Origin of the sequence: Hyphomicrobium sp. (genome assembly GCF_051860585.1) — a bacterium.
Lineage (GTDB): Bacteria > Pseudomonadota > Alphaproteobacteria > Rhizobiales > Hyphomicrobiaceae > Hyphomicrobium_C.
The window spans coordinates 1-16368 of the sequence record NZ_JBHYDS010000008.1 but is presented as its reverse complement, the minus strand read 5'-3'; the positions used below and the strand labels follow the sequence as shown (position 1 = coordinate 16368).

General features: G+C 66.3%; 14 protein-coding genes. 7 read left to right on the top strand and 7 right to left on the bottom strand.

Going from position 1 to position 16368, the window contains the following annotated elements; translation table 11 throughout:
• Window positions 1-101: 101 nt before the first annotated feature.
• Window positions 102-815 carry an arylesterase gene (locus tag ACTIFK_RS13420; protein ID WP_439543586.1) on the top strand — a complete coding sequence of 238 codons (714 nt, stop codon included), beginning with the start codon at window positions 102-104 and terminating at the stop codon, window positions 813-815.
• A 16-nt stretch (window positions 816-831) separates the two neighbouring features.
• Window positions 832-1410 carry an RNA 2',3'-cyclic phosphodiesterase gene (thpR, locus tag ACTIFK_RS13415; protein WP_439543585.1) on the top strand — a complete coding sequence of 193 codons (579 nt, stop codon included), beginning with the start codon at window positions 832-834 and terminating at the stop codon, window positions 1408-1410.
• A 383-nt stretch (window positions 1411-1793) separates the two neighbouring features.
• On the opposite strand, the gene ACTIFK_RS13410 is transcribed toward thpR, so the two are convergent.
• Window positions 1794-2738: a DUF2865 domain-containing protein gene (locus ACTIFK_RS13410; protein ID WP_439543584.1), complete on the bottom strand. Its 945-nt coding sequence runs from the start codon at window positions 2736-2738 to the stop codon at window positions 1794-1796.
• A 256-nt stretch (window positions 2739-2994) separates the two neighbouring features.
• On the opposite strand from ACTIFK_RS13410, the gene ACTIFK_RS13405 reads away from it, so the two are divergent.
• Window positions 2995-4410: an MFS transporter gene (locus ACTIFK_RS13405; RefSeq protein WP_439543583.1), complete on the top strand. Its 1416-nt coding sequence runs from the start codon at window positions 2995-2997 to the stop codon at window positions 4408-4410.
• Between the two features lie 10 nt (window positions 4411-4420).
• Here the strand turns inward: ACTIFK_RS13405 and ACTIFK_RS13400 are convergent, their stop codons facing one another.
• From ACTIFK_RS13400 to htpX, 6 genes are all read right to left on the bottom strand, one after another.
• Complete coding sequence (locus ACTIFK_RS13400) at window positions 4421-6085, bottom strand: FMN-binding glutamate synthase family protein (protein WP_439543582.1); 1665 nt, start codon at window positions 6083-6085, stop codon at window positions 4421-4423.
• A gap of 155 nt (window positions 6086-6240) precedes the next feature.
• On the bottom strand, window positions 6241-6747 hold the full coding sequence (locus tag ACTIFK_RS13395; protein WP_439543581.1) for a GNAT family N-acetyltransferase: 507 nt from the start codon (window positions 6745-6747) through the stop codon (window positions 6241-6243).
• Complete coding sequence (gene purH / locus ACTIFK_RS13390; protein WP_439543580.1) at window positions 6747-8330, bottom strand: bifunctional phosphoribosylaminoimidazolecarboxamide formyltransferase/IMP cyclohydrolase; 1584 nt, start codon at window positions 8328-8330, stop codon at window positions 6747-6749. The genes ACTIFK_RS13395 and purH overlap by 1 nt, the downstream gene beginning before the upstream one ends.
• A 41-nt stretch (window positions 8331-8371) precedes the next feature.
• Complete coding sequence (locus tag ACTIFK_RS13385; RefSeq protein WP_439543579.1) at window positions 8372-10072, bottom strand: heparinase II/III family protein; 1701 nt, start codon at window positions 10070-10072, stop codon at window positions 8372-8374.
• Between the two features lie 108 nt (window positions 10073-10180).
• Window positions 10181-11527, bottom strand: a complete 1347-nt coding sequence (locus ACTIFK_RS13380; RefSeq protein WP_439543578.1) for an RsmB/NOP family class I SAM-dependent RNA methyltransferase — start codon at window positions 11525-11527, stop codon at window positions 10181-10183.
• Between the two features lie 147 nt (window positions 11528-11674).
• Entirely contained in the window at window positions 11675-12682 is a 1008-nt protein-coding gene (htpX, locus tag ACTIFK_RS13375) for a zinc metalloprotease HtpX (RefSeq protein ID WP_439543577.1), read from the bottom strand.
• 153 nt (window positions 12683-12835) lie between these two features.
• Between htpX and ACTIFK_RS13370 the strand changes: the two genes are divergently transcribed.
• From ACTIFK_RS13370 to ACTIFK_RS13355, 4 genes are all read left to right on the top strand, one after another.
• Window positions 12836-13099: a DUF1674 domain-containing protein gene (locus tag ACTIFK_RS13370; RefSeq protein WP_439543576.1), complete on the top strand. Its 264-nt coding sequence runs from the start codon at window positions 12836-12838 to the stop codon at window positions 13097-13099.
• A gap of 155 nt (window positions 13100-13254) precedes the next feature.
• Window positions 13255-13689 carry a pilus assembly protein TadG-related protein gene (locus ACTIFK_RS13365; protein WP_439543575.1) on the top strand — a complete coding sequence of 145 codons (435 nt, stop codon included), beginning with the start codon at window positions 13255-13257 and terminating at the stop codon, window positions 13687-13689.
• Between the two features lie 267 nt (window positions 13690-13956).
• Window positions 13957-15168: a vWA domain-containing protein gene (locus ACTIFK_RS13360; RefSeq protein ID WP_439543574.1), complete on the top strand. Its 1212-nt coding sequence runs from the start codon at window positions 13957-13959 to the stop codon at window positions 15166-15168.
• Between the two features lie 449 nt (window positions 15169-15617).
• The gene (locus ACTIFK_RS13355; protein WP_439543573.1) at window positions 15618-16328 is read left to right on the top strand and encodes an extensin-like domain-containing protein; all 711 of its coding nucleotides are present in this window, start codon (window positions 15618-15620) and stop codon (window positions 16326-16328) included.
• The last annotated feature ends 40 nt before the right edge of the window (window positions 16329-16368 follow it).

Genomic DNA, 16368 nt, shown 5'->3' with positions numbered 1-16368 from the left:
CAGGATCGCCAGATTCGGGACTGGCGCGCCCGCGCGGCGCACATCGTTCAACCCGAAACGGGGCAAGCTCGCCGAGTGTTACGGCGTCATGAGGCAGAAAAATGATGACAAAGCAACGCGCTTCCACCCGCGCAGGTCAGATGGTGCGTGCGTTGGCGATCGTCAACCTGTGGCTCGCCGCGGCGCTTGCGCTCTCGGTGCACGCCGTAGCGTTGGACGCGAACAGCGCCGCGCCCATTCGGATCGTGGCGTTCGGTGACAGTCTGACGGCCGGGTACCGATTGAAGCCGAGCGAGGCGTTTCCGGTTCAACTCGCGGCCGCGCTCAAGGCGAAGGGCCACAACGTCGAGGTCTCCAATGCCGGCGTCTCCGGCGACACGACGGCGGCTGGTCTCGCGCGCTTCGATTGGTCGGTGCCGGAGGGCACCGAAGCCGTGATCCTGGAGCTGGGCGCCAACGATATGCTGCGCGGCATCGATTTGAAGGTCACGCGCGCCAACCTCGACACGATCCTGAAAAAACTCTCGGACCGCAAAATCGAGGTTCTCATGGCTGGCATGAAAGCTCCGAAGAGCATGGGAGACGAGTACGAGGCGATCTTCGAGGCCATCTACACAGATCTGGCGAAAGAGCATGACCTTCTGTTCTACCCCTTCTTTCTCGACGGCATCGCGATGCATCCGGAACTCAATCTGGATGACGGCATGCATCCGACCGGCAAGGGGGTGGACGTCATCGTCTCGCGCATCCTGCCGATGACCGAAAAACTGATCGAGCGCGTGAGCGCGAAACGTGCCGTCGCCGTGACGCCCTGACAGAGGTGCCTGCTCAATGCCCCGTCTGTTCACCGCCATCGCGCTGCCGGAGGAGTTGGCCGATTATCTGGCCGATCTCGCCATGCCGCTCGCGGGTGCGCGGTGGGTGGAGGCGCAAGACATGCACATCACGCTTCGTTTCGCGGGCGACATCGACAACCCGACGGCCAACGAATTTCACGCCTCCCTCGCGTCCATCGACGAGCCCGCCTTCACGCTGAGGCTGTCGGGGTTCGGCGCTTTCGGGGGACAGCAGCCGCGGACGTTGTGGGCGGGCGTCGAGGAAAGCCCGTGGCTCGATGGGCTGGCGCGCGCGAACGAGCGGGCGGCGCGGGTGGCGGGATTGAAGCAGGACAAACACGGCTTCAAGCCGCATGTGACGCTCGCGCGCCTCAGAGGCACACGGCCCGAGGCGGTCGCGCGCGTACTGCAGGAACTCGGCGCCTACCGCAGCAAGCCATTCCAGGTCGAAAGCTTCGGGCTCTATTCGTCGCGGCCCAAGGTCGGCGGCGGGCCGTATGTGATCGAGGATACGTTCGGCCTGCGTGGCGGATCGGACGACGCGGCCAGTTGGGCGAACGAGCGCCGCAGGTGACATCGGCGGCTAGCGCCGGACTATTAGGCGCGCATTGCCGACAAGCTCTCTGCATACCGCTGATGTTGATGTAGACGCGCGACGACTATTCAACCCATCGCATGTTCGCATAACGACGCCATCATAAGACGTCATGCCGGCGAAGGCCGGCACCCACGCAAGTCAAAGAAGGCCGCGACGATCGTAGGACCTCGGTGTTGCACCATGGATCCTCGGGACACCAGTGGATCTGTCGCGACCCAAACAGCAGTTACGATCTGTTGACACTGGCGTGGGTCCCGGCCTGCGCCGGGATGACGGAGCGCGGGGTAGCGGCTGTGCGTCCAGCAATTGTGAAAAACCATGTGGTGACCCGCTTCGGCAAGCGGAGGAGCGTCGGTGAGCTAGCGCCGGACGACCATGCGTGCGTCGGACACGCGGATGCGGCGCTCGATGGCACGGTTCGTCTCGCCAGCGCGCAGAGCGCGCACCATACGGGCCTCGGCCTGCCGCACGGGGCGGACCTTCACGCGTTCGGTGGCACGGACTTTTGCGCGCACGGTGGGCTCGCGCGCGACTGCGGCCTTGCGCACGTTGGCTGCTTCCATGCGCTGGCGCGAGGCTCCCGCAATGACTTCTGCGGAGCGGCTGGCGACGAGATCGGCGCCCGTCCGAGCGCGCGTCCGTTTGCGTGTCTCCTGCACGGCGCTCGTGAGCGCGGCCACCTGCAGTGCGCTTTCCGGATCGCCGCTCAGCGCCGCCTGCTCCGCCGCATAGAGACGATGGCGCTCGGCGGACGCTTCCGTCCACGGGCTCGCCGTGCAGGTGCAGGCTGCGTCATAGGAGACGCGATGCTTGAAGGCCGTCGCCAGCGACGCGTAGGGCTTGCCGTCGAGGCTGGTCATCGTTTCCGGCGCGCCTTCACCGTTCTTGTAGACGAACAGCATGGCGGGTGAGCCGCACGCCGCCTGACACGTTTCTTCGTCGCGCGCGAATTCGGCCGGCTGGGCGGCGGCGCTGATCGGGAAATAGTAGCCGTCGCAAAGACGGACGCAGAGTGTGCGGTAGCCGCCGTTGAGGTCCCGCATCTTCGGACGGCGGCTGGCGCAGGTCGTGCCGTTCTCCCCGCAACGCGGCTTGCGCTTCGCTGTTTTCTGGACGGCGAGCTGCACCTTCGCTTTGCGGCGGCCGCCTTCCTCGGGGCGGTCGTACGTGCCGGAGATGACGTCGGAGATGCTCATCCCGGAGCCGAGCACCGCGGAACCCGCAGGCGGGGTCGCGTCATCGCGGCCCCAAAGGGCGAACGAGGCGAAGCCAATGGCGACGAGGATCGACAGGCGAAGCAACACGGTACGCAATCCTGTCCCGACGAAATCAATATGAAGTAACTGATGCGCGGGCCCCGAACGCCCAGCCCTCATGCCGGTTTATCGGAAGGTTGCACTCGCAGCAAACATAAGTTTTTCCGTATATTAACCGCGAGAGCTGCCGGATCGCATGCAGAGATCGCCGCTCCGCATTCGGCGCGCGCCGGACTCCTTTACGTTAGGACGTACCGTCCTCCTTTACGTTAAGACTGAAACGCAGCATCCGGGGGGACCGAACGTGCAGGAAACGACCGCAATCGCGCACAGCACATCGGGAATCGCTCCCGGGCACGGCGTGCAGGTGGCCGCGCCAAGACGGGCCCTCGTCTCGTGGGCGCTGTTCGATTGGGCGGCCCAGCCCTACTACACGCTGGTGCTGACGTTCCTGTTCGCGCCGTACTTCGCCAATTTCGTCGCGGCGTCGCCGGCTCAAGGTCAGGCGCTCTGGGGTTATGCGGCCGCCACGGCCGGTATCCTGATCGCCATCGGCAGCCCGTTCCTGGGGGCGCTGGCCGACGGCGGCGGGCGGAGAAAGCCCTGGATCGCGCTGTTCTCGGTGGTCTTCGTGGCCGGTCTCGCCACGCTCTGGCTGGCGCGGCCGGGCGCCGACACGGCCACGATCTTCCTCGTTCTGGCGGCCTTCGTCGCGGCGACAGCGATGGCGGAATTCACCACCGTCTTCACCAACTCGATGATGCCGACGCTGGTGCCACACAGCCAGCTCGGCCGGCTGTCGGGGCTGGCCTGGGCCGTCGGCTACGCGGGCGGGCTCATCAGTCTCGCGGTGATGGCCGGCTTCATCGTGGCCGATCCCGCGACCGGGCGCTCGGTGCTGGGCCTCGAGCCGGTGCTGACGCTCGATACGGTTCAGCGCGAGGGCGAGCGTCTTGTCGGGCCATTCGCCGCGATCTGGTACGTGCTGTTCATGATCCCGTTCTTCCTGTTCGTGCCGGACGAGCGCGGCGCTTCTGCCGCATCCGGGCGTCCGGCTCTCGCCGAGCTTTGGTCGACCATCCGGTCGCTGTCGGGAGACCGGAATATGCTGCATTTCCTCGCGGCGCGGATGCTCTACTCGGATGGCCTGGCCGCAATCTTCGCATTCGGCGGCATCTACGGCGCGTCCGTGTTCGGCTGGGGCGCACTCGAACTCGGGCTGTTCGGTATCGTGCTGACCATCGCGGGCACAATCGGCGCGGTGATCGGCGGCGTGCTCGATGACAAGGTCGGGTCGAAGACCGTCATCATGGTGTCGCTGGTGCTGCTGCTCGCCGGCGCGCTCGGCATCCTGTCGGTCGATGCCAGCCATGTGCTCTACGTCAGCGAGGTCGTTCCCAAGGCGCCCGGATCGGCGCCGTTCTCATCTACAGGTGAACTGGTGTTCCTGGCCTTCGCCGTGCTCGTCGGCATGGTGGCGGCGCCGGTGCAGGCGGCCAGCCGGGCGCTGCTCGCGCGCCTCGCGCCGCCGGAGAAGATGACGCAGTATTTCGGGCTCTTCGCATTTTCCGGGAAGGTCACCGCGTTTCTCGCGCCGTTGCTGGTGGCGGCGGTGACGCAAATTACGGGAAGTCAGCGGATCGGCATGGCGTCGATCGCCTTCTTCCTGATTGCTGGTCTGGTGCTCATGGCGCCCGTGCGAACTCCGATCCGGACCTAACCCAAACTGACTACTCCGCCGCGACGGCGTGGATCACCGAGACGCCGCGGCCGATGGGCGAGAAGCTCTCGGCCGTCGCAATGGCCCAGGCGTTTTCGAAGCGCGCGTCGGAGGTGCCGAGCAGCAGCTCGCCCGGCTTCAGGGGGCGGTACAGCTCGGCAAAGGTGACGACGCGATCGGGTGCTGCGCGATGCATGAAGTGATGCGCCTCGAGCTGGCGCGGGTGATTGAGCCCCGCAGCCGCCACGAGTTCGGCAAGCGCCTTGACCGTCTGCTTGTGAAACTGCGCGACCCGCTCGGCCTTGCTCGGTACGTCGATGGCGCGCTGGCGCAGCGGATCCTGCGTGGCGACGCCGGTGGGGCAGCGATCCGTGTGGCACTGCTGGGCCTGGATGCAGCCGACCGCGAACATGAAGCCGCGCGCGGCGTTGCACCAGTCCGCGCCGAGCGCCATCACGCGGGCCATATCGAAAGCGGTTGTGATCTTGCCCGAGGCGCCGATCTTGATGCGGTCGCGGAGGTTGGCACCGACGAGGGCAGCATGCACGAAGGCGAGGCCGTCGCGCAGCGGCGTGCCGACGTGGTCCATGAATTCGAGCGGGGCCGCGCCCGTGCCGCCTTCCTTGCCATCGACGACAATAAAGTCGGGCGTGATGCCGGTTTCCAGCATCGCCTTCACGACGGCGAGAAATTCCCACGGATGGCCGATGCAGAGCTTGAAGCCGACGGGCTTGCCGCGCGACAGGCGGCGCAGCTCGGCGATGAAGGCCATCAGCCCGATGGGCGTCGAGAACGACGGGTGGCGCGCGGGCGAGATGCAATCGCGGCCCATCTCGACGCCGCGGATGCGGGCCACCTCTTCCGTCACCTTGGCGGCGGGCAGCACGCCGCCGTGGCCCGGTTTGGCGCCCTGCGAGAGCTTGAGCTCGATCATCTTGACTTGCGGATTGGCAGAAATCTCGGCGAACTTTTCAGGCGAGAAACCGCCGTCCGCGTCGCGGCAGGCAAAGTATCCGGAGCCGATCTGCAGAATGATGTCGCCGCCGTGCTCGCGGTGATAGGGCGAGAAACCGCCTTCGCCGGTGTCGTGCGCGAAGCCGCCGAGGGCTGCGCCCTTGTTGAGCGCGCGGATGGCGTTGGCGGACAGCGAGCCGTAGCTCATCGCCGAAATGTTGAAGACGGAGGCCGAATAGGGCTGATCGCAGTGCGGTCCGCCGACCACGATGCGGAACGGCTCGGGCGATGCGCGCTTCGGCGCCATCGAGTGATGCAGCCACTCGTAGCGGCTCTCGTAGACATCGTACATCGTGCCGAACGGGCGCTTGTCCAGCTCCTTCTTGGCACGCTGGTAGACGATGGCGCGCTTGTCGCGCGGGAACGGCGATCCGTCCTTGTCCGCCTCGAAGAAGTACTGGCGCAGCTCAGGGCGGATGTCTTCCAGAATGAACCGCATGTGCGCGACAATCGGGTAATTGCGCAGAATGGCGTGGCGGGTCTGGGTGACGTCGCGCAGGCCGAGCGCGGCGAAGAACGCGAGGGCCGCCAGCAGCAGCGCGGTTACAGGTGTCATCGCGGCGACGCCACCCAGCAGGAGGGCGGCGAGCGAGACTGTCCCGGCAACGGCAACCGTTAATGAAAGATAACGGGGCGTGAACGGCGTGAGGACGTAGTGCATGGAAGACCCCCGGCAGAAACCGGACTGCGCCTGCGGCGCGTCCTTGCACGCAATTTTAGACGAAATGATTATACGAATTGTTCGATGACGGTTTTTACAGCGCTGGACGGGCCGGAACGCCGGGTTTTTGCGGCCGAACGATGCTGCACTGCGATTCAATCGCCGCGGCGGGCGACCATGAACCAGGCCGGCCCTGTCTGCGGATCGTGCCAGACGCGCTGCCAGCGAAATCCGGCTTTTTCGTAGGCGCGCACGGCGCGTTCGTTCTTGACCGACGGAAACACACACACGGCGACCGCCAGCGTGGTCGCGAACACCTCCTCACGCAGCTTGGCAAGCGCGATCTGGCCGACGCCACGGCCGCGCTGGTCTTCGGCCGCGATGAAGAGGTCGAGGTCCCAGGTGCCGGGCTCGAGCTCGTCCGGCAGGTTCTCGCCCCATAAGGTGGCATCGACCGCGTGGGCATAGCCGACCGGGACTCCCTCCGCCTCGATGACGCGGCAGATGGCGAGACCGGACGAGAGCGCCATGTTGACCTCGGCTTCCGTCGCTGAAACGGGCCCCCACCACTCCTGGATGTCGGGACGGGCCAGCCAGCGGCGAATGAGATCGAAATCGGCGCGCGTGGCCGGCCGCAGACTGATCTGGCCGGCCGGTTCCATCAGTGGCGGAAGTGGCGCATGCCGGTCAGGACCATGGCGAGGCCCTTTTCGTCGGCGGCGCGGATCACGTCCTCGTCGCGCATCGAGCCGCCGGGCTGGATGACTGCGGTCGCGCCCGCTTCGGCCGCCGCGAGGAGACCGTCCGGGAAGGGGAAGAACGCATCCGAGGCGACGGCCGCGCCCTTCACGTCGAGCCCCGCCAACTCGGCCTTGATAGCGGCGATGCGCGAGGAGTTCACCCGGCTCATCTGGCCCGCGCCGATGCCGACCGTTGCGCCGTCCTTCGCATAAACGATGGAGTTCGACTTGACGAACTTGGCGACCTTCCAGGCAAACAGGAGATCCGCCATCTCGGCGGCGCTCGGCTGCCGCCTGGTCACGACCTTGATGCTCTCGTGAAGGGCGAGGTCGGCGTCCTGAGCGAGCAGTCCGCCCGACACGGATTTGATATCCATGCGCGGCGGCGTTTGCGCAGGCCATGCGCCCGTCACCAGCAGGCGCACGTTCTTCTTCGCCGCAATGGCCTCTTGCGCCGCTGCGGTGACGGAGGGCGCGAGGATGACTTCGACGAACTGGCGCTCGACGATAATCGCCGCGGTCTCAGCATCAAGCTCGCGGTTGAACGCGATGATGCCGCCGAACGCGGATTCGGGATCGGTGCGATAGGCGCGGTCGTAGGCGGCGGCGAGGGTGTCGGCTTCGGCAACGCCGCACGGATTGGCGTGCTTGACGATGACGCAGGCCGGCCGGTCCGTGAACGCCTTGACGCATTCGAGCGCGGCGTCGCTGTCGGCGACGTTGTTGTAGGACAGTTCCTTGCCGAGCAACTGGCGCGCGGCGGCGATGGTGCCGGGTTGCGCTCCGCTTGCGACATAGAACGCGCCGCGCTGATGCGGGTTTTCCCCGTAGCGCATGTCGATCGATTTCTTGTAGTGCGCGGTCAGCGCCGGCGGGAAGCCGGTCGCGGATCCGTCGGCGCTCTCGGCCACGGCGCCGAGCCAGTTGCTGATCGCACCATCGTAGGCCGCCGTGCGGGCGTAGGCCTTCGCCGCCATGCGCTTGCGGAAGGCGAGCGTCGTGCGGCCGTGATTTTCGGACATTTCCTTGAGCAGCGTCTCGTAGTCGGCGCTGTCGACGATCACGGTCACGGAGGCGTGGTTCTTGGCGGCGGCGCGGATCATGGCCGGGCCGCCGATGTCGACGTTCTCGACGCATTCGTCGAACGAGGCGCCGCGCGCCAACGTCTGCTCAAACGGATAGAGATTGACGACGAGCAGATCGATGGCCGCGATCTTGTGCTCCTCCGCCTGCGCGATGTGCTCCTCGTTGCCGCGCACGGCGAGCAGGCCGCCGTGAATATTTGGATGCAGCGTTTTCACGCGCCCGTCGAAGGCTTCGGGGAAACCGGTCACGTCGGACACATCGGCAACAGCGAAGCCAGCGCCCTTGAGCTTGGCCGCGGTGCCGCCGGTCGAGATCAAAGCGACATTCCATTCCGCCAAATGCTGCGCGAGCTCGTCGAGGCCGCTTTTGTCCGAGAGCGAAATGAGGGCGCGGCGGATCCGGGGATTGGGATCTTTCATCGTGGTCGTGTCCTTGCTGGTCTTCAGTGCTTGGTCTGCGGTTAGGTCTGGGCTTCGAGCACCCAACGAATTTCGGCTTCTCCGACGGTGGCTCCACGCGCGACAAGCTGCAGTGCGCGGCGCGGCCCGGCCGAGTCGGCGAAGTACGTGCTCTCTTCGATCGCGAGACGCGCGCCTTCAAGGCTGAACCACCACACGGCTCCGCTCGCAAGCTCGATAATCGCGAGATTGGGATTGTCGCCGCGGCGGCAGCGCACGGCGGGGTGCAGGTGAAAGTGGATCGCGAACGGAATGTCCTGGGACAAGCGCATCGATTCCTGCTTGCCCGCCAAGCGGTCGATGCCGAGCAGGCGGCGACCCGAACTGTTCAGCGCCAGCGTGCGGTGATGCATCAGTCCGAAGCGCTTCATGTAGCCGTCGTGCGAGGTTTTCACCTCCACGCAGTCGTCGTGCGTGTAGATGCTGGCCTGCACGTCGTCCGGGTGGCGGATCGGCGAGCCGCCGACCAGGTCGGCGAGCGTCTTGTGGCGGATGAGTTTCGATGACGATTTTTCGAAGAGGCACAGCGTGTTGTGGCTGGCGGTGGCGCGTGAGGCGGCCCGCCACTCGGCGTTGCCCGCGCCCGGCGCTCCGCCGTTGACGAGCATCAGCTCCGTCCGGGTGCTGAACTCGAACGACAGGCAACCGGCGTGCGCTTCCGCTGCCGCTTCCAACGGCGGCGGCGAACCCACGTCCATGATCAGGATCTGCTCACCGCGCTCCAGGCGCATGTATTTGGTGGCCGGAGCGGATGCGGGGATCGTGCCGGGGTTGTCGTCATAGACGAGGACAGTCGCCAGCCCGGCGGGTGACGCGACCCCCATGCCATTGAAGCGCGCCAGCATGCCGTCGCCGAGGCGCATGTACTTCAGCATCGCGAGCATGGCCTTGAGCGCGTTGCCAAGCTCCGGCGGAGGAGTGCGGCCGCGAGCGGCGAAGCACTGATTGAGCGGCAACAGGTCGAGGATCAGCTCGACGAGCACTTCCGGGTTGCGTCCGATGTGGCCGCCATCCGGCAGGATCTGCCGGCGCAGCTCCTGGACGAACAGCCTCTCCGTTTCCGTGATCTGGCCCTCGTGGCCCGAAATGCAAAGCTGGGCGAGCAGCAGCGTGAGCAACGACAAGAGGCGTTGGTAGCCGCTCGGGCTGTTGCGCCAGCTCGCCGCCAGGCGGATCAGCTGAAGCCCCAGGCTCTCGGTCAGAATTTCGTAGGTCTCGGTGTCGGCATCTTCGAGCAGCAGCGATGAATGCGAGATCCACGAGATCAGGCGCCGGCCGGTGACGTGAGGTTCCCACGCGACACCGGAGCCGCCGCGATAGCGCAATGCCCATTCGGTCGCGAGAATGCGCGCGATCTCGCGGCCCTCGGGACGGGCGGCTGCCGTCATGTGGCGCAACCAGCCGAAGCCGTGCAGTTCGCGCGCCCAAGCTTCGCTCGGCGCTTTGATGTCGAACGGAGAGAATTCGTCTGCGTGCGCGACCGCGCCGGCGAGCCCGTACTGCCCGACCTCGACCTCGTTCAGGAAGCTCGGATCCGCCGTGCGCAGGTCCTGCGGAACGATGAGCAACTGCTCGGCCGCCGACGCGCCGAACTGCCAGCGGAACGGCGGCGCGTTGAGCACGGACGTCAGCGCGCCACGCCGCAGTTTGTCCGCGGCGAGCTGGGTAATCCTGATGCGTTCCGAAATCTTGAGCCGCGCCATGCGCCTCCTCGTCAGCCCGTCCGTGCCTCGAATGGTAGCATGCCGCCCCACGTCCTCAATCGGCCACATGGGGGGACGGAGCTGAAACTCCGGGACAATCCCGGACCGTTAAGCGCGTTTGCGCAGGCGCGCGGCGAAAAAGCCGTCGATGCCGGCAAGGGCCGGATCGGCGTTCGGGAGATGGCAGGGGAGGGTGCGCAGATCGCCTTGGGCGGTCACCCAGGCGCCGTCAATGCCCGCTTCGCCCGGCGTAAGGGGAACGCGGTCCATGTCGGATCCGGCGAGAAAGCGGTCGACGATCCGTTCGCCTTCCTCAGGCTCGAGCGAGCAGGTGCCATAGACGAGCAACCCGCCGGGCTTAACCAAACGGGCCGCCTGGGCGATCAGCCGGCGTTGCAGCGCAACGCGCTCGGAGGTGTCGTCCTTGCGCTTGAGGCGCAGGATGTCCGGGTGGCGGCGGATGGTGCCGGTGGCGCTGCACGGCGCATCGAGAAGAACCGCATCGAACTGGCGGCCGGGATCCCAAGCGGTCGCATCCGCCTCGACGATGTCGGCTGCGAGATTGAGACGGGACAAATTCTCGGACAGCCGGCGCAGCCGGACCGCCGAAAAGTCCACCGCCGTGACGCGGGCACCGGCGGCCGCGAGCTCGGCGGTCTTGCCGCCGGGAGCAGCGCAGAGATCGGCCACTTCGAGATCGCGGACAGCCCCAAGCATGCGAGACGGCAGCGCCGCGGCAGCGTCCTGCACCCACCAGGCGCCTTCGGCGTAACCCGGCAGATCCTCGACGCGGCCGGCGCGTGCGAGCCGGACGGTGGAGGTCGACAACACCACGCCGCCGAGCTTTTCCGCCCACGCGTGCGCATCGGATTTGACCGAGAGGTCGAGCGCGGCTTCGGCGAGCGAGGCTTCCGCAATCGCGCGAGCGGTATCTGCGCCGTAGGCGTCCTGCCAGCTTTCGAGGAGGCGCGCCGGGATGTTCGCGGCGACGGCGTCGATGCCCGCCAGCACCTCCTTGCCGGTGGTCGAGACGCGACGCAGGACGGCGTTGGCGAGACCGGCGAACCGCTGCGTCTTCGTGTTGTCGCGGCATTGATCGACCGCGAGGCTGATGGCGGCATGCGGCGGCGTGTCGAGAAAGAGAAGCTGAGCGGCGGCCGAGAGCAGAATGGGCCGAATGAGACCGCCCTTGGCGGGCAGGGGCTTTTCCAGAAACGCGTCCAGCACGGCATCGAGCTGGCCTTTGCGGCGCAGCACGGTCATGACGATCAGGCGCGCGAAGGCGCGGTCGCGCGTCGGCAGCGCCTCGGCATGCATGCCAGCGGCCGCGTCGAAGGCATCATCCAGAGGGCGGCCGCGATCGAGCACGGCAGCGAGGCATTCGACGACCAGTTCGCGGGCCGCATAGCCAGACGGCCGGGCTCGCGCTTTTTGGTCACGGTGCGGAGGAGGCATCAGGATCTTTCATAGAACGGCAAAGGCCGGGCATCAGCGCCCGGCCGGATTCACGTGCTTCACTTCGCGCCAACCCGAACGCGCGTCAAGACGCACGACTGCACTGGGCGCACGACGGCACTGGGCGCGCACGCCCCCGGAGGACAATCAGCCCCAGGGTCCGTTGGAAGGGCCACCGCCCGGGCGGGTCTGGTCGTTGTCCGACCACGGACCCGGCGTGCCGGATCCGCCGCCATCCGACGGCAGCGCGCCACCGAGGTCGGCACCGCCGAGATTTCCGCCGCCCTGGGACAGCTCCCGCGCAAGCTCCTCGAGCGCGGCAATGCGGTTGGCGGTTGCGGGATGGGTCGAGAACAGGTTGTCCATACCGTGCCCGTTGAGCGGATTGATGATGAACATGTGCGCGGCCGCCGGCACCTCCTCGGCTTCCTCGTTTGGAATGCGCCGGGCGGCGTTCTCGATCTTGACCAACGCCGACGCCAGCCAGCGCGGGTTGCCGCAGATGAGCGCGCCCATGCGGTCGGCGCTGTATTCGCGCGAGCGGCTGATCGCCATCTGCACGAGCATGGCGGCAAACGGCGCGACCAGCATGGCGAGGATCGAGCCGATCATGCCGATGCCGCCTCCGCCGCGATCGTCGCGGTGGCCGCCGAACATCATGCCGAACTGGAGGTATTGCGCCAGCATCGAGATCGCCCCGCCGATGGTGGCGGCAACGGTCATCGTCAGCGTGTCGCGGTTCTTGATGTGCGCCAGCTCATGCGCGATGACGCCGGCCGCTTCCTCGCGCGACAGCATGTCCAACAGGCCGGTGGTGGCCGCAACTGCGGCGCGCTGCGGGCTGCGGCCGGTCGCGAACGCGTTCGGCTGCGGGTTCTGCATGACGAAGACGCGCGGCATCGGCAGTTCGGCGCGGCGTGCGAGATCGCGGACGAGGCCGTAGTAGTCGGGCGCGGTGCGCTCATCCACCTCCTGCGCTCCGAACATCTTCAGAACCATCTTGTCCGAGTTCCAAAAACTGAAGAGGTTCATACCCATCGCCACGATGAAGGCGATGACCATGCCCCCCTGTCCGCCGATCGCGGCGCCCATGGCCACGAAAATCGCGGTCAGCGCGGCCAGCAGGGCGGCGGTCTTGACGTAGTTCATCGGCATTCAAATTCTCTCCTCAGCACCGGGCCTCAGCACCGGGCATGGCGGGCGGTGGATCCGCCTGGCAATGGGCCGCGTTCACCGCCTTCCCGGGTTGCTATATAGGTAGCGTTCCCGACGACGACCAGATTCCCTAGGGATGGGGTTCCTGCACTGATGACCGACAGACGCGACACTCCAGATCAGCCGGCGGCACCCGCGGAACGGGCGCTGCCACCCGATGCGCAAGGTACGCCCTCTCCCGCCGCGGAACGCGCTCTTTCTCCTGCCGCGGAACGCGCGTTGGCCGAGGCGGCGGAGCGGCGGGCCGCGGCCGAGCGGGCCGAGTCGGCCCGGCAGGCGGAGATCGGCGGGCGCAACGGCCCCGAGCCGACGCGCTACGGCGATTGGGAAAAAGCCGGCATCGTCAGCGACTTCTGAGGGTTATGTGCCGCCACGGAGGCGCGTGCTTAACGCAGAGCCGTTGCGGAATTAACGGTTTCGGGCGGTTGTCCCGCAGGGGCACGCCCCGCGGCACATGGGGTGCAAGGGCCCGTGTCAAAGCTCTTCGTCAGCTCTGACAACAAGACACAGCCATGGCCGATCCCCTCGCTCCGACGGTCGCTTCAACAATCGACGCCCGCAAAGGCGTGACGCTTCTCTCCGTGCTGATGCACGCTGTGCTCTGCGTCAGCGCCGGAGTGGGCCTCGACGCGGCCCGCGTGATCCATGCCCGCTACAATCTTCAAGCGGCGGCCGACGCGGCTGCGCTCGCCGCGAGCCGTGCGCTTGGTGACGGCACGCGCAACGATGTCGAAATCCGGCAGCTTGCTGAGTCTCATTTCAGAGCAAACGTCGGAGATGAGCGCCTATTCGGCTCGGTTGGCACGCTCTCCGTTTTGACCGATCGCGATGCCGGACGCGTCGTCGTCGGCACCGACGCCTTTTTGCCGATGACCCTCACACGGTTCGTTGGTTACGACGATGTCGAGATCCCGGTCGCGGCCCAGAGCGGCGTCGGACAGCGCTAGTGCTGCTGTCCCGGTTCCGTCCGTTTTTGGGCATTTGGGTCCGCAGGGCGAGGGTAACCTCCTCAAACGAGGACCGACACGCACTGCTCGCTCAATTGGCCAGACCGGATACGCGCCTGATTTTGCTCACATAATTTTCGACATCAAGACTTTGTTTACGTGCCGGAGCGGCTGATCCGTTCCGCACCCGCCCCGGCCTGCGTCGCGGCACTCGAGTTGCATCAGGAGGCTTCACAGCACGCAGCAGCTTCAAAGAGAGACTCCGGCATGGCGCGGTTCAACACCCTGAAGGCCCCCTTCGCATCCGACGACCGTGGCAGCGTGACGTTCATTTTCGCGCTCCTGATGCTGGTCGTCGTGCTCGCGGCCGGCGCCGGCATCGATTACGCCCGCATGCTGCACGCCCGCTTCAATCTCGCGGCGGCGGCCGATGCGGCGGCGCTTGCGGCCGGACGCGCGCTTGGCGAGGGCACGCGGACCGACAGCGAGATCAAGCAACTGGCGGAGGCCTACTTCCGCGCCAACCTTGCCGAAGGCCATGACTTCGGCAGCATCGGCGATCTCTCGGTGGCGATCGATCGCGAGACCGGGCGGGTGACCGTCGATGCCGCTGTCAACGTGCCGATGACGCTGACGCGCGTCGCCGGTTTTCGCGATGTCGAAATTCCCGTCGCGGCCGAGAGCATCTCCGGACAGCACGAGATCGAACTCGCCATGGTGCTCGACGTGACGGGATCGATGGGGTCGCCGGCTTCGAAAATCGCCGACCTGCGGCACGCCGCGAATGGATTGGTGGAACAGCTCCTTCCCGACGACGGACGGCCGAGCCGCGTACGCGTGGCGCTGGCGCCCTATGCCGCGAGCGTGAATGCAGGCGGCGTTTTCACGGCCGCGACCGGGCGGCGGACCGGCACCGGTTGCGTGTTCGAGCGTGGCGGCGCGGCGCGGTTCCGCGAGGACGCACCTTCGTCCGGCACTTATTTCGGCTACGACAAAGACGTCGCATGCCCTAGCGCGGCCGTGCAGCCGCTCACGTCGAGCAAGCGCACGCTCACCGCACAAATCGACAAGCTGCGCGCAAGCGGTCAGACCGCCGGCCATATCGGAACGGCCTGGGGCTGGTATCTGCTGTCGCCCAAGTGGGCGAGCATCTGGCCGAACGACAGCCGGCCGGAAGCCTATCAGCCGTCCAAAATCATCAAGGCCGTGCTGCTGATGACGGACGGCGAATTCAACACGCAGTATGTGTCCGGCAACGGCGCCTCCGCGACGCAGGCCCGCTCGCTCTGCACCAACATGAAAGACGAGGGCATCATCGTCTATTCCGTCGGCTTTATGGCCGGCAGCGCGGCCGAGCGGCTGCTCAAGGACTGCGCGACCTCGCCCGCCCACTATTTCCCGGCGTCGAACGGCGACGCGTTGAAGACCGCCTTCAACGCCATCGGCCAGAGCCTGTCGAACCTTCACCTCTCGCAGTAATCCGCGCACGGACCGCCGCCGCGCTTGTGCAGCCATTTGCGGGCGGGGTTCCTGTCGCGCGGGAACGCCATTTTTCCAGACGTGCTTCTTATCGGAAAACCGGTTCCCACTTTTCCGGAAGCACGTCCTGGGTTGTCGTGCTTCTTATCGCAAAACCGGTTCCCACTTTTCCGGAAGCACTTCCTGGCTTGTCGTGCTTCTTGTCGGAAAACCGGTTCCCACTTTTCCGGAAGCACGTCCTGGCTTGTCGTGCTTCTTGTCGGAAAACCGGTTCCCACTTTTCCGGAAGCACGTCCTGGCTTGTCGTGCTTCTTGTCGGAAAACCGGTTCCCACTTTTCCGGAAGCACTTTAGGGTCCGTCCGGGGAGCACGTCAGGGCTGGCGACAGCCTGCGGGGCGAGCCGGGGCGTGTCATCGACCGGTCCGGCGCTCGAATGCGGGGGACCGAGATGCGAAAGCCGCGCCGAATTTTTTCCAAGGTCCTGTTGACCCTGCTGATGCTCGTCGCGGTCTGCGGCGCGTTCTGGTTCGGGCTGGTGCCGCAGCGGCTGAGCCCGTTCAGCCCGATCTCGCTCGAGAAGCCGCCGGGACTGTTCGTCGATTTCAAGCTCTCGTCGCTGCGCTACGACGCGCCGCTCTGCAATTCCGTGCTCAAGGATCCCTATATCGACGCGACGCCGATCCCGGACCGGCCGCTCAAGGATGGCTGCGGCTGGATCAATGCCGTGCGCTTCACGCACGCGGGCGAGGCCGAGATCGGCGTGCAGAACCTCACCTGCGAAACGGCGACGGCGCTGACGCTTTGGGTCAAGCATGAGGTGCAGCCGCTGGCGCAGGAGATGTTCGGCCAGAAGGTCACCCGGCTCGGCGACATGGGCACCTACGATTGCCGCAACATCGTCGGCAATCCGTTCTGGAAGGGCGTGCGCAGCCAGCACGCCACGGCCAACGCGATCGACATCTCCGGCTTTACGCTGGCCGACGGGCGCTCGATCTCGGTGCTGCGTGACTGGAAGGGCGACGACGCGGAAAGCCGCTTCCTGAAAGAGGTGCACCGGCGGGCGTGCAAATATTTCCGCGTCGCACTCGGGCCGAATTTCAATGCCTCGCACGCCAACCACTTCCACTTCGACCGCGGCCTGATGTGGACGTGTAAATAGCTAGACGGGACTAGCCGGTTTTATGCCCTCCCCTTGACGG